At 53.8% G+C, this 20,045-nt stretch carries 19 protein-coding genes; 12 read left to right on the forward strand and 7 right to left on the reverse strand.

The window, feature by feature from the left end:
- Nucleotides 1–78: 78 nt before the first annotated feature.
- Nucleotides 79–633 (reverse strand): Spy/CpxP family protein refolding chaperone, encoded by a 555-nt coding sequence (locus UNDYM_RS27370; protein WP_162043968.1) that lies wholly within the window; start codon nt 631–633, stop codon nt 79–81.
- A gap of 295 nt (nt 634–928) precedes the next feature.
- Between UNDYM_RS27370 and UNDYM_RS27375 the strand changes: the two genes are divergently transcribed.
- The 3 genes from UNDYM_RS27375 to UNDYM_RS27385 all read left to right on the forward strand — a co-directional run bounded on the left by UNDYM_RS27375 (nt 929) and on the right by UNDYM_RS27385 (nt 3,651).
- Complete coding sequence (locus UNDYM_RS27375; RefSeq protein WP_174244970.1) at nt 929–1,657, forward strand: response regulator; 729 nt, start codon at nt 929–931, stop codon at nt 1,655–1,657.
- Complete coding sequence (locus UNDYM_RS27380; RefSeq protein WP_162043970.1) at nt 1,654–3,000, forward strand: ATP-binding protein; 1,347 nt, start codon at nt 1,654–1,656, stop codon at nt 2,998–3,000. Before UNDYM_RS27375 ends, UNDYM_RS27380 begins: the two co-directional genes overlap by 4 nt.
- 180 nt (nt 3,001–3,180) lie before the next feature.
- Nucleotides 3,181–3,651 (forward strand): DUF2721 domain-containing protein, encoded by a 471-nt coding sequence (locus UNDYM_RS27385; protein ID WP_162044819.1) that lies wholly within the window; start codon nt 3,181–3,183, stop codon nt 3,649–3,651.
- A 90-nt stretch (nt 3,652–3,741) separates the two neighbouring features.
- Here the strand turns inward: UNDYM_RS27385 and UNDYM_RS27390 are convergent, their stop codons facing one another.
- A complete protein-coding gene (locus tag UNDYM_RS27390) occupies nt 3,742–5,145 on the reverse strand; it encodes a hypothetical protein (protein WP_162043971.1) in 1,404 nt (467 codons plus the stop codon).
- A gap of 307 nt (nt 5,146–5,452) precedes the next feature.
- Here UNDYM_RS27390 and UNDYM_RS27395 point away from each other — a divergent pair, with 307 nt between their 5' ends.
- Nucleotides 5,453–7,114, forward strand: a complete 1,662-nt coding sequence (locus UNDYM_RS27395) for a long-chain fatty acid--CoA ligase (protein ID WP_162043972.1) — start codon at nt 5,453–5,455, stop codon at nt 7,112–7,114.
- A 12-nt stretch (nt 7,115–7,126) separates the two neighbouring features.
- Here the strand turns inward: UNDYM_RS27395 and UNDYM_RS27400 are convergent, their stop codons facing one another.
- The 3 genes from UNDYM_RS27400 to UNDYM_RS27410 all read right to left on the reverse strand — a co-directional run bounded on the left by UNDYM_RS27400 (nt 7,127) and on the right by UNDYM_RS27410 (nt 8,801).
- Complete coding sequence (locus tag UNDYM_RS27400) at nt 7,127–7,366, reverse strand: hypothetical protein (RefSeq protein ID WP_162043973.1); 240 nt, start codon at nt 7,364–7,366, stop codon at nt 7,127–7,129.
- A gap of 443 nt (nt 7,367–7,809) precedes the next feature.
- Complete coding sequence (locus UNDYM_RS27405) at nt 7,810–8,352, reverse strand: PaaI family thioesterase (protein ID WP_162043974.1); 543 nt, start codon at nt 8,350–8,352, stop codon at nt 7,810–7,812.
- The gene (locus tag UNDYM_RS27410; protein ID WP_162043975.1) at nt 8,352–8,801 is read right to left on the reverse strand and encodes a PaaI family thioesterase; all 450 of its coding nucleotides are present in this window, start codon (nt 8,799–8,801) and stop codon (nt 8,352–8,354) included. Before UNDYM_RS27410 ends, UNDYM_RS27405 begins: the two co-directional genes overlap by 1 nt.
- 105 nt (nt 8,802–8,906) lie before the next feature.
- Between UNDYM_RS27410 and UNDYM_RS27415 the strand changes: the two genes are divergently transcribed.
- Complete coding sequence (locus UNDYM_RS27415) at nt 8,907–9,935, forward strand: GlxA family transcriptional regulator (protein WP_162043976.1); 1,029 nt, start codon at nt 8,907–8,909, stop codon at nt 9,933–9,935.
- 97 nt (nt 9,936–10,032) lie between these two features.
- Entirely contained in the window at nt 10,033–10,617 is a 585-nt protein-coding gene (locus UNDYM_RS27420) for a PilZ domain-containing protein (RefSeq protein ID WP_162043977.1), read from the forward strand.
- A gap of 17 nt (nt 10,618–10,634) precedes the next feature.
- Here UNDYM_RS27420 and UNDYM_RS27425 read toward each other — a convergent pair whose 3' ends face one another.
- Nucleotides 10,635–11,384, reverse strand: a complete 750-nt coding sequence (locus tag UNDYM_RS27425) for a hypothetical protein (RefSeq protein ID WP_162043978.1) — start codon at nt 11,382–11,384, stop codon at nt 10,635–10,637.
- Nucleotides 11,385–11,941: 557 nt separating this feature from the next.
- On the opposite strand from UNDYM_RS27425, the gene UNDYM_RS31275 reads away from it, so the two are divergent.
- The 6 genes from UNDYM_RS31275 to UNDYM_RS27455 all read left to right on the forward strand — a co-directional run bounded on the left by UNDYM_RS31275 (nt 11,942) and on the right by UNDYM_RS27455 (nt 19,775).
- Nucleotides 11,942–13,630: a methyl-accepting chemotaxis protein gene (locus UNDYM_RS31275; RefSeq protein ID WP_162043979.1), complete on the forward strand. Its 1,689-nt coding sequence runs from the start codon at nt 11,942–11,944 to the stop codon at nt 13,628–13,630.
- A gap of 51 nt (nt 13,631–13,681) precedes the next feature.
- Nucleotides 13,682–14,533, forward strand: a complete 852-nt coding sequence (locus UNDYM_RS27435) for an HDOD domain-containing protein (RefSeq protein WP_162043980.1) — start codon at nt 13,682–13,684, stop codon at nt 14,531–14,533.
- 176 nt (nt 14,534–14,709) lie between these two features.
- A complete protein-coding gene (locus tag UNDYM_RS27440; protein ID WP_162043981.1) occupies nt 14,710–15,690 on the forward strand; it encodes an MBL fold metallo-hydrolase in 981 nt (326 codons plus the stop codon).
- Nucleotides 15,691–15,768: 78 nt separating this feature from the next.
- Nucleotides 15,769–17,007 carry a cytochrome P450 gene (locus UNDYM_RS27445; protein WP_162043982.1) on the forward strand — a complete coding sequence of 413 codons (1,239 nt, stop codon included), beginning with the start codon at nt 15,769–15,771 and terminating at the stop codon, nt 17,005–17,007.
- A 31-nt stretch (nt 17,008–17,038) separates the two neighbouring features.
- On the forward strand, nt 17,039–18,199 hold the full coding sequence (locus UNDYM_RS27450) for an ABC transporter substrate-binding protein (protein ID WP_162043983.1): 1,161 nt from the start codon (nt 17,039–17,041) through the stop codon (nt 18,197–18,199).
- Nucleotides 18,200–18,902: 703 nt separating this feature from the next.
- Nucleotides 18,903–19,775 carry a BMP family ABC transporter substrate-binding protein gene (locus UNDYM_RS27455; protein WP_255456559.1) on the forward strand — a complete coding sequence of 291 codons (873 nt, stop codon included), beginning with the start codon at nt 18,903–18,905 and terminating at the stop codon, nt 19,773–19,775.
- 73 nt (nt 19,776–19,848) lie between these two features.
- Here UNDYM_RS27455 and UNDYM_RS27460 read toward each other — a convergent pair whose 3' ends face one another.
- Nucleotides 19,849–20,037, reverse strand: a complete 189-nt coding sequence (locus tag UNDYM_RS27460) for a 4-oxalocrotonate tautomerase (RefSeq protein WP_110254338.1) — start codon at nt 20,035–20,037, stop codon at nt 19,849–19,851.
- Nucleotides 20,038–20,045: the final 8 nt, after the last annotated feature.

The following is a 20,045-nucleotide window of genomic DNA, read 5'->3' on the forward strand; positions in this document are numbered from 1 at the left end:
CGCAACAGCCTTCTATCACAACATCTAAGCCAGATACTGCGCGCAGCATCTGGCTTCTTAAAGCTTACTTGCTACAGCTTACTTCTTGTCCATCATTGCCGGACGATCACCCATTTTATGCTCAGGGCCATGTTCACCCATGGATTTGCCCATGCGTTCACGCATGTGCGACGCCATGCGGCGATGGCTGTCATCAAAAATCTTTTGCTGCTCAGGTGTCAGCACAGCATAGAAGGTTTTCAGGGCGGTCAGGCGTGTTTGCATTTTCGCCAGATGCTCTTTCATTTTTTCCAGGCCTTTTTCCATACGCTCTGGCGTCGTCAGTTTTTCCATTTCCTTGCGGTCAGGACGGGCTGGCATGGTGCCTGGATTCATGGCATCAATGAAGGTTTTCCAGGCTGGTTCTTGCGCAGCCGTGATTTTCAATTTGTCATGCAGTTCAGCCTGGTGCTTGGCCATGCGCTCCTTCATTTTTTCTGCCCATTTGGCAGGGTCACCAGGTGGCTGGCCATGACCAGCATGGGCAGAGGCAGATGCCGGAGCAGAAGATTGCGCCAGGGCGCTGCCTGCACTGGCAACACCGAGACTGATTACTGCCAGAGCCATGCAGAATTTTCTTTGTAAGGTTTTCATATTTTTTCTCTTTCTGAACACTAGAACAAGCTCACACATCTGCTACATGCATTCCACAAAATGGTGGGCTAACCTGGCTGATTGCTTTTTTTGGACTTTCATCAAGCCCCGTATTGCTGTCTCAGACATGGATCGTATCTTGCAGCAGGCTTGTAACGTCGAAATGTCCATCTGCTCTCGCTTTGTATCGACGTGTAACAGTGAAGAATGATAAGGTGGTATGTTACGGTTTAAGATAACAAGACGATACAAAATCAGGGTTTTCATCGACTGGATCGGGCTCATAATGAAGAACATGGACACACCAAATAAAATTCTCATCGTTGACGATGACCGCGACATCCGCAACCTGCTGGCCGATTATCTGGATAATAATGGCTACAGCACCATCATGGCTGCCGAAGGCAATGCCATGTGGGCCGCCCTGCAAAATCACCAGGTCGATCTGGTCGTACTGGATTTGAATTTGCCCGGCGATGATGGGCTGACACTCTGCCGCACCTTGCGCAGCAAATCAACTTTGCCCGTCATCATGCTGACTGCACGCGGCGAGCCGCTGGACCGCATACTGGGCCTGGAGATGGGGGCAGATGATTACCTGCCCAAGCCTTTTGAACCACGCGAATTGCTGGCCCGCATACGCAGCGTATTGCGCCGCACCCAGACCAATGCCAACACACATTCTGGTGAGGCCTTGCAAAAACTTAAATTTGCCGGCTGGACCCTGGACCTGACGGCACGCCACCTGATCAGCCCTGACGGCATGGTGGTGTCCTTGTCGGGTGCAGAATTCCGCATGCTGAATATCTTCCTTGAGCACCCCAACCGCGTACTGAACCGTGACCAGTTGCTGAACATGACGCATGGCCGCGATGCCGACCCGTTTGACCGCTCCATTGATATTCAGATCAGCCGCTTGCGGCAAAAACTGCGCGAAGATGCGCGTTCACCTCAGATTATCAAAACCGTCAGGAACGGTGGCTATGTACTGGCCGTGACTGTCGTCGTGGAGCAAGATGCATGAAAATCCTATCGTCGATGTGGGGCAGAGTATTTGCCATCCTGCTGTTAGGCGTCATCGCATCGGCGGTACTGACCTGGTCGCTGGCTTTTGGCGAAAGACAGAAAACCATATCGCAATACCGGGATTCTCATGCCGTTGAACGGGCTGAACAATTGGTGCTGGCACTTGATGCCCTGCCAGCAGAGAACCGCGAAAAATTCCTGGCGACAGCACCGCGCCTGGGTTTGAAAGTAGCTACCCTGCCTGCCGAAACCACCGACCAGGCCCCCCGTTCAGAATATGCGGCTGCCGTCAGCGAAAGGCTGGGCAAGACTTTTCGTGTGATGTCATTGGCACAGGACCCGGCATCCTGCCCGCGCAACCCGCAAAACATACAGACCAACCGCCTGCCCTGCGAGGCGCTGGGCATCACCCTGCATGATGGCACTGCCCTGCGCCTGACGGTCTTGCCACCGCGCAACCCGGCACCACCATTGCGCCCTGACTTTTTGCAATACCTGTTCCTGTTCCTGGCCAGCATCGCTGTGCTGGCTTTCCTGATCGCCCGCATGACCATGCGTCCCTTGCGGCAAATGGCACAGGCAGCCACCGCACTGGGCCAGGATATCAACCGCCCGCCACTGCCGGAAAAAGGCGCGACAGAAATTTTGCAAGCCACCCGTGCCTTCAATGCCATGCAGGCCAGGATACGCCAGCACATTGCCCAGCGCACCCACATGCTGGCAGCCATTACCCATGACCTGCAAACCCCGCTGACGCGCCTGCGCCTGCGCCTGGAAAAGGTCAAGGATGAAGAATTGCGCGACAAGCTCATAGAAGACCTGTCAGGCATGCAGATGATGATACGCGAAGGTCTTGATCTGGCGCGCAGCATGGACAGCAATGAAGCCCTGAAACCGCTGGACCTCGATTCCCTGCTTGACAGTGTCTGTGCCGACGCTGCGGATGCCGGGCAAAATGTCAGCTTTGAAGGCAAACCCGGCCTGACCGTCATGGCCAGGCCACAGGCCCTGCGCCGCTGCCTGACCAACCTCATCGACAATGCCGTCAAATATGGCCAGTATGCGACAGTCAGCCTGGTGGCAGGCAAGGATGCTGCCAAGGATGTCTTGCATGTGCTGATACGCGATGGCGGTCATGGCATACCGCCTGAATTCCAAAGCAAGGTATTTGAACCCTTCTTTCGCATGGAAACTTCGCGCTCCAGGGAATCCGGCGGTACCGGACTGGGCCTGACGATAGCCCAGAATATCGCCCAGCAACATGGCGGTAAATTACAGTTAAGCAATCTGCCCGAAGGTGGCCTGGAAGTGCGCCTGACCCTGCCCCTGCAAACGGCCTGAGTCCCTCTTTTCTGCCCCTGCCCCGCAGGCTATGCCAGCCCTGCCGGGCAGTGGTGCCGCCTGCTTTGCACAATACTGAGCTGTTGCTGGCATCAGCAATACTCAAAAAGTCTGCCACACCCTGTCCAGGCAAGCCCACGTCCCTGTAAAATCCGGGGAAAACCTGAGGACTTGCCCATGATTAATCTACAATTAAGTGATGTCAGCCACATCATACAACTCTCGATCGCCCCGGTATTCCTGCTGACCGGTGTTGGCACCACGCTCTCTGTGCTGACCAGCCGTCTGGCACGCATCATAGACCGCTCCAGGGTGGTGGAAGACCTGCTGCACGGCGAGAACAGCCCAGCAGTCAGCCCTCCCGGCGTGGAAGAAGAATTGCATGAACTGTATGAGCGTTCGCACCTGATCAACCGTGCCATCACCCTCAGCACCTCCTGCGGTCTGCTGATCTGTCTGGTGATTGCCACCCTGTTCATGGGGGATGCGACCAGCCTGAACCTCGACAAGCTGATCGCCACACTGTTTGTAGGTGGGGTGTTTTCCCTGATAGGCAGCTTCATTTATTTCATGCGCGAGATTTTTGTAGCGACCAAGACTTTGACGCGTCAGCGCAAACTGGGCAGGCGCAAAATCATAGAACGCGAATAAATCTGTGCATCCAGCAAAAAGCCCCGCATCGCAAGATGACGGGGCTTTTTGCTGGCTGACTGCCTTATTCAAGGCTGCTATTTCAAGATATTACTTCACTACCGCCGGTGCCTGTACCGTAACGATGACATCAATCGAAGCAGAACCTGGATTGGCCACGGTAATTGGCTGGTAGCTGCCCGTAGCACGGAAAATCAGGGTACCCGGTGTGGCTGGCGCGATGAACCCGGCATTGCTGGTACCTGCACCAGCCAATGCAACAGTAGGGCCGGCAATCTGCGTCCAGCTGTAATAGATGATATTGCTGGTGTTCGACGGTGCATCCACCTTCAGGGTCACAGCGCTGCCGGTCAGCACTACCTGTACCGGGGTATACGACACCAGCGAGATAGGTGGCAGCGGATCGACATAAAACACTACATCCAGTTGCACCAGCGGGTCCAGCGAGAAACCACCGGGCTGGATAACGGAATTGGACGCATTGAGGGTGAATACAAAAGGTGTACGGGTATCGACAAACTTGGGTAAAGCCGCGCTGGCGACACTGCTGAAAGCATTGAAGATTTCTACCGAAGGACCAGATTTCTGCTTCCAGTAATAATAGATAGGCGTACTGCTGTCGACCTTGCCATTCGCATCGTATTTGACTGACTTGCTGCCATCCAGCGTGATGGTTGAGCCTGCTGCAACCACGCCGCCACTGTAAGAGATAGGCACGACCGTAGGTTTGACAATAGGCGTCACTGTCACGGTCTGGGTTGCGGTACCGACTTTTTGCTTGTCATCAGTGACGCGGCACTGGATTTTCAAAGCCGTGGATTCTTTCACTACCGGCGCGGTAAAGCTGGTCGCGGCAGCATCTGTCGGTGCCAGGGTGATAGTGGTACCGGCAGCATCGCTGACTACCCATTGATAAGAGTAGGGCTCGCCTGTGGCGGCTGGCGTACCACCGCTACCGGCACAACTCAAACTGACCTTGTCACCTGACGCAGCTGTTGTGTTACCGCTGACCTTGGCTACCGGATTGGCCGTGGCAGAGGCTTCCTGCTTGACCAGCAAAGTTGTGGATGCCTTGACAGTATTGCCTTTGGCATCAACCGCATTGAGCGTGAATTTATAGGTATAGTCCGCCGTCAACAAGGTAGGCGGTGTCACTTGCAGCACGCAACTCGCATCCGCCCCTGTACTGCTCTTGCTGATGGTCTTGCAGTCAGCATTCGTCACCGCTGCCAGCGGGTTGGCCGACAAGGTCAGGTTTTCTACCTGCCAGTACATATTCGTGATGACACCCGCAGTGCTGCTGGCCTGGCCATTTAAGCTCAGGGGCGCGCCGCTGGTCACGGTCAGCGCATCAGGGACGGCAATTGCCATGGGGGCGGCAGTCGAACCGCCACCTGTACCCGCGGTACCACCACTACCGCCACTGCCTCCACCACAGGCCACCATAGCCAGGCTGGAAAAAAAGATTAGGGCTGTTTTGATTTGCTGAACCACGCTGACTCCGATGTCTTGCTGAATAGGGGAATGCTTAACATTGTAGCTTCATGCCAGCGTTTGCAATACCTTTCAGCCGAATGTTGACAAAATGTTTCAAGTTTTTGGAAAACATCAATATTTTGCGAACGATCGTGCAAAAAATAATTAGGTATGGCACTCTAATCAAAAATAATCAAAAACAAATAAGGGCTTGCACAAAATTGTCCCAGCAAGGCGTAGCGACGAAGACAGTACTTCAGTACGGCTAGGCGCTGCAACGCAGCTGGGGCGGTTTTGTGAAAGCCCGTCCAAATGGAGACTGACGATGAATACCCTGCACTATGCCCACTGGCCGCAAGGCTTGCCGCATCACCTCATCGCGCCGGAAGCCAGCGTGTATACAAATCTGCAGGTGTCAGCGCTGCGTTACCCGGACAAGGCGGCGATCATCTTTTATGACACTGTCATCACTTACCGGCAATTGCATGAAGAAGTGCTGGCCCTGGCTGGCTATCTGCAAGAAGTATGCGGCGTGCAAAAAGGCGACCGGGTTTTGCTGAACATGCAAAACAGCCCGCAATTTGTCATCGGCTTCTACGCCATCATGCGTGCCGATGCCATGGTCGTGCCAGTCAACCCCATGCTGATGACCGATGAACTCGCGCATTACATCGATGACAGCGGTGCCAGAACCGCGCTGGTCTCACAAGAAATTTTTGCACGCCTGCAACCTCTGCTGGGCCACAGCATCTTGCAACATGCGGTAGTAGCTACTTACTCCGATCATCTGACTGCGGCGACGACGCTGACCATTCCCGACTTTGTGAAGGCAGAACGCCAGGTGGCTGAGCAAGCTGGTGTCAGCAGCTGGCAAGCCGCCATTACCGCAGGCCATCAGCCGCGCCCCCATGCTGCCGGGCCGGATGACCTGGCCTGCATGCCCTATACCTCGGGCACGACCGGCAAACCCAAGGGTTGCATACATAATCACCGCTCGGTCATGTTCAATATCGTCGGCAGCCCGACCTGGTCAGGCGCCATCGTCGCCACCCATGTGGCACTGGCAGTACTGCCCTTCTTCCATGTCACCGGCATGCAGTCTGTCATGAATGCCATGATTTATTGCGGCGGTACCCTGGTCATCCTGCCACGCTGGGACCGTGATGCTGCGGGACAACTGATCACCCGTTATGCCGTCAGCAACTGGACCCTGGTGCCATCGATGATGATCGATTTTTTGTCGAATCCACGACTGGCCGAATATGATATTTCCAAACTGACCCGGGTATCTGGTGGTGGCGCGGCCATGCCTGCCGCCATCGCACAGAAGCTGCTGGAATTGTCAGGACAGGTGTATATGGAAGGCTATGGCCTGTCAGAAACCATGGCCCCGTCCCACCTGAACCCGCCACAACGCATGAAGCAGCAGTGCCTGGGCATGCCCTACTTCAATGTTGATTCCCGCATCGTCGATCCAACCACGCTGCAGGAAGTCAAACAGGGAGAAACCGGCGAAATCTGGATACACGGCCCGCAAGTCTTCCAGGGTTACTGGAAAGACCCGCAAAAAACCGCCGACTCTTTTGCTGAACTCGATGGCAAAAAATTCTTCCGCTCCGGCGACCTCGGCTATATGGACCCGGAAGGCTTCTTCTTCTTCACCGACCGCCTGAAACGCATGATCAACGCCAGCGGCTTCAAAGTCTGGCCCGCCGAAGTCGAATCCATGATGTACCAGCACCCATCAATACAAGAATGCTGCATCATCGCCGCCCACGATGCCTACCGAGGCGAAACCGTCAAAGCCGTGGTTGTCAAAAAACCGGGCAGCGATGTCACTGCCGAAGACATCATGAACTGGGCACATGAAAAAATGGCCGCTTACAAAGTGCCCAAATTTGTCGAGTTTGTAGATAGTCTGCCGAAATCGGGGACGGGGAAAGTGATGTGGCGGACACTGCAGGAGAAGGAAGCGGCGAAGAAATAGGTTTGAAGTAGCTCAGGTCGTGGTGTCGTTGGTTTTGACGTTGATGTTGTTTTTGACGTCGATGTTGTTTTTGACTTTTGCAGTTCCCATGTGTAGCCGCCGATTGTGCAGTACAGAAAATGGAAACAGAAGAGCCGCTGTTTGAGGTGTAGCAGGGGTTTCGGACAGTATGCTGTCCGCCTGCGTAACGGCATGCGCTTGCAAGCGCATGTTCCTAAGGGCAAGGCCGAAGCGAGTTTCGGATCTTCCCATTTTCTGTACTGCACAATCGGGAACCCCGCAGGGGCGGCTACGCCTGGGTCGCCTTTCTTTGAATTCTTTCTTTGGCGACGCAAAGAAAGAATTTCGGCCGCCGGGCCGAGACCCGGCCTGGTTCCACGAAGGGTAATCGCTTTAATCAAAGTACGACAATGCAACAAACGACGCTAGGCTCCTGCCTGCGCAGGAGCGACGAATCTGAGATTGCCGCGTATCTTATGATTGCCGTTCATCGACAGAACCCCATCCTCATCCCAACCTTCTCCACCGCGCCGCTTGCAAGCGGCTTAGAGATTCATGGCACAAAGCTACGCTTTGCGAATTCCCACGAATCTCCTTGAAGGAGAAGGAGCAAAACCTATGCTGCCAATATAAAGAAATTGAACTTGCCTCAATTCAATTAAAGTTTGACCTCGACCAGTGCAATGAGCCTTGGCTCAAGGCAAAGGAAAAATCAAACATGTCGTCGTTGCATGCGCATAAACCTTCCCCGCCGCATCCACAATGCGCCCCTCAGCAGTGCCTACCTGCTTGCCCACCTGAATGACCTTGCCCTCAGCCCGCACAGGCCCGGTCTTGGCGCTCATGGCACGGATCAGATTCACCTTGATCTCCAGCGTGGTATAACCCACACCTGCTGGTAACATTGATTGCACGGCACAGCCAACGGCAGAGTCCAGCAGGGTACAGAAATAGCCACCATGCACACTGCCCAGCGGGTTGTAATGCTGCAAACCCGGCGTACCCTGGAACACGATGCGGCCAGCTTCACCTTCTACCGGGATGAAATCCAAAGTCTTGCCTATGTGGGCGACCGGGTATTTCCCTTCGAGGATGCCACGCAAGAAATCGATACCGCTGACGGCTTTCAATTGATCCAGCCCTAGCACGCCGGGTTCTGCCATGCGGGCGCGGACTGTAGCTTCCTGTTCCTGCCATTGTTTCAAAATCGCTGCTGCATCACTCTTTGCCTCACTCATCATGCATCCTTCCGGGGAAATAAAATCATTTGGGTACAACGGAACAGGGCAATCGTCTTCCCCTCATAACTGACTATGGCATCCCAGACCTGGGTCGTGCGGCCCAGGTGCACGGCAGTGGCGACCACGCTGATGGTGCCGGCGCGGGCGGTGCCCAGGTGATTGGATTTCAGTTCAATTGTCGTAAAACTCTGTGCCCCTTCAGGCAGGCTGGCGACGCAACCATAACCGCAGGCGGTGTCGGCCAGGGTCACCACGCTGCCTGCATGCAGATAGCCATTTGGGGCCAGCAGATGTGGCAGAACCGGCAACTCCGCCGTGACTTTGCCTTTTTCTACCGCCAGGATATTGATACCAAGGTGACCGGGCAAAAATTTGGCACCAAACTGGTTCAGGCGTTGTGCCTGTTCTTCTGCTGCTGTATTAGTGGCAGTATCTGCTGAGGACATCATTTTTCCTTTGCTCATATAAACTACTTTCCAGGCTACATTCTAGGTATTGCAGGAAAGCGCTGACAGTGTCAGTATTGACTCTTTTGATGCAGATTACGACAAATGGCACATATCGAAGTCTGGCTTTACCCTCAATGCATGGCATCTGCGGTCACTGGCCCGCTGGATGTGTTTGCGGTCGCCAATGCCATCTGGTCGCTGAAGAACGTCGATGATGTAGATCCCCTGTTCACCTGGAGCACCCATTCCATCGATGGCAAGCCTGTCATGACACCTGCCAGGGTCAGCCTGGGTGCCGATGCCTGCATACGTGCTGACAGCAAGGCTGACATCATTTTATTACCCGGTCTGTACATGGAAAACGGTGTTACCGGCCTGACCAGCAGCATGCATGCGATGCGTGAACTTTTCCCCATATTGCGAACCAGACACGCACAGGGCTGTGTACTGGCCGCCAATTGCAGCGCCACCTTCTTGCTGGCAGAGGCTGGTTTGCTGGATGGTGGCCATGCAACAACAACCTGGTGGCTGGAAAGGGCATTCAAGACCCGTTACCCAGAAGTCAGCCTGCGCCTGTCCGAAGTACTGGATGAATATGAAAATATCCTGACCAGCGGCGCCGCTACCAGCTTTTTGAATCTTGCCTATCACCTGGTGGAGCGCTTTGGTGGCCAGGATATCGCCAGCGGTGTCGCCAAGACTTTGCTGATAGATGCCAACCGCACTTCGCAAATGCCGTATATGCAAATGCTGAGCCTGACCCAGCAAGATACCCACCAGCATGAAAACATCCTGGTGCAGCGTGCCCAAAAATGGCTGAGCCTGCATCATCACCTGCCTTTTCGCCTGCCTGCGCTGGCCCGGCATCTGGCAGTCAGTGAACGCACTGTGATACGTCACTTCCATCAGACGCTGGATACCACACCAGCCACCTACGCCCAGCAAGTCAAGATGGACATCGCCAAGCGTCTGCTGGAAACCACTACCCTGACACTGGAACAAGTGGCAGAACGCACAGGTTATAGCGACCCCAGCTCATTCCGCCGTCTGTTTAAAAAACACTCAGGCCTGTCACCAGCCAGTTATCGCGAACAATTCAGGCCAGCAAGACGCCTGGCAACCAGCACCTGAGAGCCAGGCTACAAATTTCATACAAAAAAGTTAAGGAAATTCGCTTTAATTTCCATGGGGAAATTATTACTGAGGCTTTTCTGGATATAATCTTTGCATGCACAAGCTACCCGGAAAAAGAAAAGTCTCGTATGGCGCTGAAACTATAGCGCCAGAAGCGCCCGTTTCCCTGAAGGATGTGGCCCCTGAAGAAGGCCTCCTGACACCGCCCCTGACGGCCCCGGACTTGGCTGATACCATCCTGGTGCAGGATACTCCCCCGTCAGAAAACCCGGTCATCTCGGATACGCTGGCCAAGTTCAATGTGGTAAAAACGCAGTTATTGCGTTCTCACACCCGCTATCTGGTCAAATGGGAAGTGACACTGACGCATGAACTGGGCGGTAAAAAACTGAGCTATTACGGCAGGGTCAATGATATTTCCGAGAATGGTCTCAGCATGTTCTGTGACTACAATGTCTTCTTCAACGGGAAAGTGAAGCTGGTCATGACGCTGCCACCGCTGAACGTGGGCATGCAGGCGCAGAAAATAGAAGTCGAGAGCAAGATGGTTTACACCATACTCTCGCAATTCTCATTCCGCATCGGCCTGGAGTTCCTGAACTTCCATGCCGGTGAAAAGAAAATCCTGATGGACAGGCTGGAAAGCAGCAATGCCGCACTCAGACCCGGCAATGCTTAAATAGCAAAACACAAACGCTAATCGCCACCTCCACCACAACCGCCGCCGCAACCCCCGCTACAGCCCGAACTGTCACCGCCGCTGTCGCCACCACCACTGTCTGCATGACTGCCATGGCTGCTGTGGTTACTTTGGTGGCTGGAATCACCAAAATCATAGACCGGGTCGCTGCTACTGCCGCCATCACTGCCTGCATAAAAGTCACCACCGCAATACACCGTGCCATCCCCATTCTTGCGCAGGGCGCTGCAATCGGGTGCGTAGCGGAAACCATCGGCGATATTCCACTTCGCATCAAGTGCAAACAGTAGTGGCAAACGTGTCGCCCGGCGCGGATTGATATTTTCTTCGAGACAGGCAAACCACCAGGTACGGCGCAAACCTTCGTTGCCACGCTGGCTGGCACCCAGGACCGCAGCCGGGGTGTGATGCATGTAGCGGCCAAAAGCTTTTTTACAGAATTGCTCGTAGTTTTTTGTATAAAGTATAAATTCATGCCAGAGATCATCGACCACTTGTGATGGCATGGAAATATGCTTGAAACCGGATTTCAGATACACCAGGAAAAACTGTCTCAAGGCACGGGCGACCAGTTGCTGGTCTTTGACGTTCAGATCGGGACGTTGTTTGTGTAGTCTTTCCAACAGTCCGGGCGGAAACATGTAGGTACGTATATAGTCAGCCTGCGCCGCCCGGCGCCAGCGTATCCAGACAAACATCAGACTGGCAACCAGCACAAGTACAACAACGCCAAATAGTAAGTGCATCGGGCTTGCCCTCAATCAATAGAATTTAACAAAATCTTGTGCCATGCATGCTTTGCGGCAAAGCAATTTTGGCATAGTATGGATACAAAGGTATATCGTACCGGCAAGCCAGACAGCACCGTAGCTTATTCCAAGAGCGGTAAGAGATACCAGATTTTCTCTTCCCCGATCTCTGATATGTTGTTTTATGAAAAATATTTTTTCTAAGAACCTGCTTACGATCTGTAGCGAGCGTGCGTCAGCGGGATGAAGAGCAGCGCAAAAAGCGGAATGTACTCTAGTACATTAGCATTTTGAGCAGCACATGAGTCCCGATCACGCTCGCGCAGTAAGATCGTAAACAGGTTATAAGGGGCTGATCTGAAATCTTGTACTTCATTCACATGATTGCCTGGAGTGACACAAGCCATAAATGGCATGATGAAATCAAGGCTGTCGCTGGCATACAGCTTGCATATTGCCATTCAGCCTGATCATCACAGTAAGCGCAATACCAGGCAAAGATTTTATATAGGCACGACCTCGTAGTAACTGAACTTCTTTGTGGGAGATTCACTATGAATTTGCGTCACTTGCGCATAGGTACCCGACTTGCTGTGGGCTTTGGTGTGATACTGGCTAGCCTGGTACTCATCCTCATCATCGATGGCATCTTCAGTGCCAACAACCGCAAGGAAATGGTTGCAGGCCTCGAACTCTCCCACAGTAAAAGCGAACTTGCGGCCACCATGAAAAGCAGCATGCTGGAAGGCGGTATCGCCATACGCAACATAGGCTTGCAAACCGACCTCGGGGAAAGCGACAAACAGAATGTCATCTCCAAAAAACAGCAAGCCCGCTTTGCTGAAGCCAGGGGCAAACTCGTCGCCCTGGGCCTGAGTGCCGAAGAGAAAAAAATCATTGATGCAGTTTCTGAACTCGACAAGCAAATTGATTTTCCCATCAAGGAAGCGATGAAGATGTTGCTGGCCTTCAACGGCGAAGATGCCGTCAAGCTGATCGCCACCCAAGTTGATCCATTGCAACAAAAAGCCATTTTGGAAATCAACAAGCTCGTTGAAATCCAGAACAAAGCGGCCTCTGAACTGTCTGCCACGGCAGAGAGCAAGGGCAAGCAACTGACCTTTACCCTGTTTGCCATTGGTGCGGTCATCCTGTTATTTGGTGCAGGCTTTTCCATCTTCATGACGCGCAGTATCACCACGCCCCTGCGCGATGCAGTTTCCATCGCCAAACGTGTGGCCGCAGGCGAACTGTCTTTCCGTGAAGCGGCGGACGGTACCGATGAAATCAGCGAGTTGCTCAATGCCCTGAAGGAAATGAGTGATAACCTGCATAACATCGTCAGCGAAGTCAGGCAGGGTACAGACGCTATCGCCATTGCTGCGGTAGAAATCTCTACCGGCAATTCCGACCTGTCTTCCCGTACGGAGACCCAGGCCGGGGCGCTAGAAGAAACCGCCAGCTCCATGGAAGAAATCACGGCCACCGTCAGGCACAATGCCGACAATGCCAGACAGGCTAATGGCCTGGTCACCTCGGCGTCAAACTTTGCCATCAAGGGTGGTGAAGAAGTCGGCAAGGTGGTGCATACCATGAACTCCATTAAGGAAAGCTCACGCAAGATTGTTGATATCATCAGCGTGATTGACGGCATTGCCTTCCAGACCAATATCCTGGCCCTGAATGCAGCGGTGGAAGCTGCCCGCGCCGGTGAGCAGGGCCGTGGCTTTGCGGTGGTGGCCTCAGAAGTGCGCAATCTCGCACAGCGCAGCGCCAGTGCCGCCAAAGAGATCAAGACCCTGATAGGTGACTCGGTAGAAAAAGTTGATGCCGGTGGCAAGCTCGTTGATGCAGCGGGCAAGACCATGAATGAAATTGTCAGCTCGGTCAAACATGTGGCCGACATCATGTCCGAGATCACCGCAGCCGGGCTGGAACAAAGTTCAGGTATAGAAGAAGTCAACCGAGCCATAACCCAGATGGATGAAATGACGCAACAGAATGCCGCCCTGGTAGAACAGGCAGCCGCAGCGGCAGAAAGCATGGAAGAACAGGCCAACAACCTGGCCAGGGCAGTATCGGCCTTCAAACTCGATAATTCCAGCAATACCGTGCGCAGGGTACAGCAAGTGCAGCACGTACAAGCGACTCCCGTGCGTAACGACTATACTGAAGACGAACCCTCCTTAATCAAGGCAACTGCTGGTAAACTAGTGAGGGCACTGGGTTTCAATAAAAATTAGCGGATTGTGGGGAGCAGCACCCTGCCTGAGGTCTGCTCCAACAAACACATTATGAATAAGACGGCAGCATTAAAGAGTATTGTTGAACAAGCGAGCAAGGGTGACCTGGTCTTTCCGACCAATGTCAACGCCTCGCTAAAGATACAACAGGCTCTGGACGACCCGGACTGTGGTATAGAGACAGCCGCCAAACTGGTCATGACTGAACCCCTGATGTCAGCCCGCGTGGTTGCCATTGCCAATTCTGTTGCCTATAACCGCTTTGGCGGTGGCGTCACCAATATCCGCACCGCCATTACCATCCTCGGTTTCAATACCCTGCGCTCTGTCACCGCTGCTGTGGTCATGCGCCAGCTCAGTGCAGCCGTTTCTGACCCAGCCATACGTGCCAAGATGGAAGCCCTGTGGCGGCATTCTGCCTATGTAGCGGCACTGGCTCACCTGATTGCGCGCAAGGTCAGCAAGGTGGATGCCGAAACTGCGCTGTTCGCTGGCATCGTGCATGAAGTTGGCGGTTTTTACCTGTTGTCACGCGCGCAGGAATTCCCGGCCCTGCTGGAAATCGATCCCAGCCCGCCCCCGTCAGATGCGCTGGCAGAAACAGATGAAACCTTCATAGGCCGCGCCGTTTTGAATAAATTGCTGGTACCCAAACGCGTGGTCTCGGCAGTAGAAGCCCTGTGGTATGGCATGCGCGTCATGCCGCCAGAAACTCTGGGCGACACCCTGTTGCTGGCCAATGAGCTGGCCGCAGTGCCGTCACCGCTGGACCCGCGCTCACCTGAGAGCATACGGCAGTCAGCCTCGGAAATTGATTTTGCCGTAGGTGAAGGCACCCTGACCTCCATCCTGTCAGAATCGGCAGAAGAAGTTGATGCACTGACTGCCTCACTGATCAGCTAGCAGCTAACATCTAAATAGCTAACAACTAACACTTCGCCCTGCAGTTTTGCTCTCCAACGAAGTTGGCAGAAATTCGGCATAATAGCTGTCGCATTTGCAATTTTTGCCCATCACAGCTTGCTGTCCGACGAAAGCCCGCAGCCTGCTGCGCCCCTGCCATCTTCCAAGGAAAAACCATGCAATTGAAAAGTTTGCTCCGCTCCGGCTTGTTCAGTTCTTCCATCCTCGCTGGCATTGCCGTGTTTGGCATTCCCGCCATCAGCGCCCATGCTGCCGCACCTATGGTAAAAACCAGCGCCCCCGGCTTTTACCGCACGATGCTCGGTGATTTTGAAGTCACTGTCCTGTCTGATGGCACTGTATCCCTGCCTGTCGATAAGTTGCTGACCAATACTACGCCAGAAAAAGTTGGCAAGGCACTCGCCAAATACCATCAACATAGCCCACTCGTAACTTCGGTGAATGCATATCTGATCAACACCGGCAGCAAGCTGGTATTGATAGATAGCGGCGCCGGTGTTTTCTTTGGCCCTACTCTGGGTAAACTGCAGGCCAGCCTCAAAGCATCCGGCTACCAGCCTGAGCAAATCGACGAAATTTACATCACCCACATGCACGCCGACCACATCGGTGGCCTCGTAGATGGTGACAAGGCAGCGTTCCCAAATGCTATCGTGCGCATAGACCAGCATGACACCGATTACTGGTTGAGCCAGGCCAACCTGGACAAGGCGACTGGTGATGCCAAGGGTAGCTTTGAAAAGTCCATCGCCATCCTGAAGCCCTATGTGCAGACTGGCAAGCTGAAATCTTTCGAAGGTGACACCGAACTGGTACCCGGCGTCAAGGCAGTAGCCTCCCATGGCCATACCCCTGGCCACAGCATCTACAAGGTAGAGAGCAAAGGCCAGACCCTGGTTTTGTGGGGTGACCTCATGCACGTCGCTGCAGTGCAGTTTCCAGATCCGTCTGTCACCATACAATTCGATAGCGACAGCAAGGCAGCCTATGCGCAAAGACAAAAAGCCTATGCTGATGCAGCGCAGCATGGCTATCTCATCGGTGCCGCTCACCTGTCCTTCCCTGCCCTGGGTTATGTACACAAAGAAGGCAAGGGTTATGCCTGGACACCACTGAATTACGCACCCCTGCCATGATCTGAATTGTCATCTGCCTGATTGACAGTACCCGGCAAATCGGACACAGTGCAAACTCTGTCCTTTGCCGGGATTTTTATGCCTTCTCAGTATCAGAATACCGTCACATCAGCGCCGCTTATCACTGATGATTTTGACCTGCGCCACCTGCCCGCAGACTTTTACCAGAACCCCTACCCTTACTACCGCGCCCTGCGCGAGCAAACACCCGTGCGCAAGATGCCGGATGGCTCTTACTTGCTGACGCGCTATGCCGACCTCGTGCATGTGTACAAAGATGCAAAAACCTTTAGCTCGGACAAAAAGCAGGAATTCAAACCCCGCTATGGTGATTCGCTGCTGTATGAACATCACACCAATAGCCTGGTCTTCAATGACCCGCCACTGCACACAAGAGTACGTCGCCTCATCATGGGTGGCCTGACACCTGCGGCCATGGCCGAAACCGAACCCGGCCTGATCAAACTGGTGGATGGCTTGCTGGATCAGATGGAGAACAAAAACGAAGTCGATCTCATCAGCGATTTCGCCTCCGCCATACCGGTAGAAATCATCGGTAATCTGCTGGCTGTGCCGCATGATGAACGCGAACCCTTGCGTGAATGGTCACTCGCCATCCTCGGTGCACTGGAGCCAGCCATCACGCCAGAATTTTTTGCCTATGCCAATCAGTGTGTCGCTGAATTTTTGGACTATCTAAAACAATTGGTGGCACAACGCCGCCTGCATCCCGGTGACCCCAAAACCGATATGCTGACCCGCCTCATAGAAGGCGAAGCCAATGGCGAAAAGCTGACTGAAACCGAGCTTTTGCAAAACTGTGTGTTCCTGCTCAATGCCGGACATGAAACCACCACCAACCTGATCGGCAATGGCCTGGTCGCCCTGCAGGAATGGCCAGAACAAAAAGCCCGCCTGATCGCCCAGCCAGAAATGATCAACACCGCCATAGAAGAATTCCTGCGCTTTGAAAGTTCCAACCAGTTGGGCAACCGCATGACGACGGCAGATACGTACATCGGTGACATCGCTATCGCCGCTGGCAGCCGCATCAGCCTGGGCATAGGCGCGGCCAACCGCGACCCCTTGCAATTTCCTGAGCCCGACAAACTCGACATCAGCCGCAGCCCGAACCGTCATCTAGCTTTCGCCTCCGGCATACACCAATGCGCGGGCATGTTTCTGGCGCGACTGGAAGGCAGGGTGGCGATTTCGCGCCTGCTGGCACGCTTCCCGGATTATGAATTGAGCGCCACACCCATCAGGGGTGGACGCGCACGCTTCCGCGGTTTTTTATCTGTACCCTGCAAACTATAAAACGACTCACAACAAAAAATACGGAGACAAAATGAAGACAAATACCAACATCAAGAAAAGCCTTCTGGCACTGGCAGCAGGCCTGCTCAGCATCAATGCCCAGGCACAGATCAAGATAGGCGTCACCATCTCATCGACAGGCCCGGCAGCATCACTGGGTATCCCCGAGAAAAATGCGATTGCCATGCTGCCCAAGGAAATCGCAGGCAAAAAAGTCGACTACATCGTCCTCGACGATGCCTCCGACACCACCCAAACCGTGACCAATACCCGCAAGCTCATATCGGAAGAAAAAGTCGATGCCATCATAGGCTCGACCACCACGCCCAACTCCCTCGCCATGCTGGGCGTCATCGGTGAAGGCAAGACCCCGGCCATCAGTCTTGCATCCAGCAACCGCATCATAGAACCCATGGACGCGAATAAAGCCTGGATGTTCAAGACACCACAGACCGACACCATGATGGCGATTGCGATTGCCGAAGACATGAGCAAAAAAGGTGTCAAGACCATGGGCTTCATCGGTTTCTCGGACGCCCTCGGTGAAGCCTTCCTGGTCGAAGTGACGAAGTATGCCGAGCTCAAAAAGATCAAGATCGTGGCGACAGAGCGCTTCAGCCGCAATGACAACAGCGTGGTCGGCCAGGTCTTGAAGCTGATGTCTGGCAACCCTGATGCCATCGTCGTCGGCGCCTCCGGCACACCCGCCGCCCTGCCCCCCAAAACCCTGGCAGAACGCGGCTACAAAGGCCGCGTCTACCACAACCACGGCGTCGCCAACAGCGACTTCCTGCGCGTCTGCGGCAAAGACTGCGATGGCACCTTCCTGCCAACTGGCCCGGTCATGGTCGCCAGACAACTGGCCGACAACAACCCTGTCAAAAAAGCCGCCCTGGATTTCTCCAACAAATTTGAAACCACCTACGGCGCAGGCAGCCTTGCAGCATTCGCCTCCTATGCCTGGGACGCTGGCCTGCTGCTACAACAAGCCATCCCCGTCGCCTTGAAAAAAGCCGCGCCGGGTACAGCGGAATTCCGCGCAGCCTTGCGCGATGCCCTCGAAGCGACACAAGGTCTGGCGACTACCAACGGCGTTGTCAACATGAGCAAATCCGATCACCTGGGCCTTGATCAAAGGGCGCGTGTCATGGTGCAGATCAAGGGTGGGAAGTGGGTTTATCAGGCGGAGTAAAAGCTGAGAACTCTGAATTGATCAGTCTCGAGTCATTACAGCAATAGTCGCGTTGACGTTGCCGTTGACTTTGCCGTTGTTTTTGACTTTTGCAGTTCCCATGTGTCGACGCCGTTTGTGCAGTACAGAAAATGGAAAAAGAAGAGCCGCTGTCTGAGCGAAGCGAGTTTCGGATCTTCCCATTTTTTGTACTGCACAAACGGGTACCCCGCAGGGGCGACGACGCCTGGGTCGCTTTTCTTTGAATACTTTCTTTGGCGACCAAAGAAAGTATTTCGGCCGCCGGGCCGAGATCCGGCTTGGTTCCACGAAGGGCAATCGTTTTAATCAAAGTGCAATGCAACGAACGCCACTAGAGCGCTGGAGCGACGTTAATACTATTGCAGTTCATCGAGTTCAAAACTCAATCCCAACTAACACAAGCCCCCTCCCCCACTATCCCCCAAACCCATATCCAATATTACCCTCAACCCTCTGAAAAAATACAATTTCCCTCCAAGATAAAACCTCATGCTGACCCCGAAGCCAGCAATAAAAATACCCGGAGGACGACCATGCAAACCCGCATCAGCAATAACAAAATTATCAGGGCAGCGCTACTGATCACGAGCCTCATGATCAGCATGACAAACAACCCAGCCCACGCCGCAGAGCCACAAAAAATTTTCTACATACGCCCCGTCCCCGACAATGATGACCCTACCTGCAACAAGGCAGTGATGGCATCAAGCAGGCGGCGCAGATGTACCAGATGCAGGCAACTACCCTTGCCAGCCAGGCCGACCGTACAGGCAGGCAAAAGCAGTTGGAAAATGCCATCAGGCTGGGGGCGAATATCATCGTCATGATAGGCTATGAATTCAGGGAATTGCTCGATACCGTGCCGCGTGCTGCTCCCAACGTGCGTTTCGTGATACTGGAGCAATGCATCAGTAATCCACCACCGAACCTGCTTTGCATCAGCTTTCGCGAAAGCGAAGCTACCTATCTGGCGGGTATGGAGGCAGCACTGATATCGACCAGTGGCAAGTTAGGTGTCATCGGGGCGGTTAAAACGTCATTGAAACAAAAGCCAGTTGATGCCTTCGTCGCTGGTGCCAAGTCAGTCAGGCCGGATGCTGACCTTAGCCATGTCGTCTGGATCGAAGGCAGCCAGCCCTTCAATGACACAGCACGAGCCGAGGCGCTGGCGAAGAGCATGCTGGCGGACGGCGTGGATATGATTTATGCCGCCGCTGGCAGCAGCAATAATGGGGTATTCAAAGCGCTTGCTGGCAGCAACAAGGCACGGGCCATAGGCAGCTATGTCAACCAGTGCCCCAAAACTGGCGGCAAGGTCATCGACAATATGCAGGTGCATGGTGATACGGCCATCAGCCTGGCGGTCGCTGCCATCCTGGGTGGATCAACTGCCACCAGGATTGAATATGGCTTGAAAGAAGGCGCAGTATCACTGACCGGTATCAGCACTGATGCGGCCTATTCTGATTGCGATATCCTGCGCCAGCGGCCTGTGCTGCAAAAACTGCGTGAAGCGAGTCAGGCGATTATCAAGGGTAAATTGAAAGTGGAATAAGAAGCTGTATGGAAAAGTGCGTGTGCAAGAGGCGCACCCTACCAAGACTTCTTGACTTGAATTTATTCAGATTTTATTTTTTGTCTGACCATAAAGTCCCGCCAGAAGCCCAGTCTTCCCGCTTGATTTCCTGAATGATGATATCCACAGCGTCGAGAGAACAACCCAGAGTCTGGGCGCTGGCTTCGGTGACGGCTTTGACGAAGGCACGTTTTTGCTCGAGCGTGCGGCCTTCAAACATTTGTACATTGATGGTGGGCATGGTTTTTC

The organism is Undibacterium sp. YM2 (genome assembly GCF_009937975.1).
In the GTDB taxonomy this organism is placed as follows: Bacteria; Pseudomonadota; Gammaproteobacteria; order Burkholderiales; family Burkholderiaceae_D; genus Undibacterium.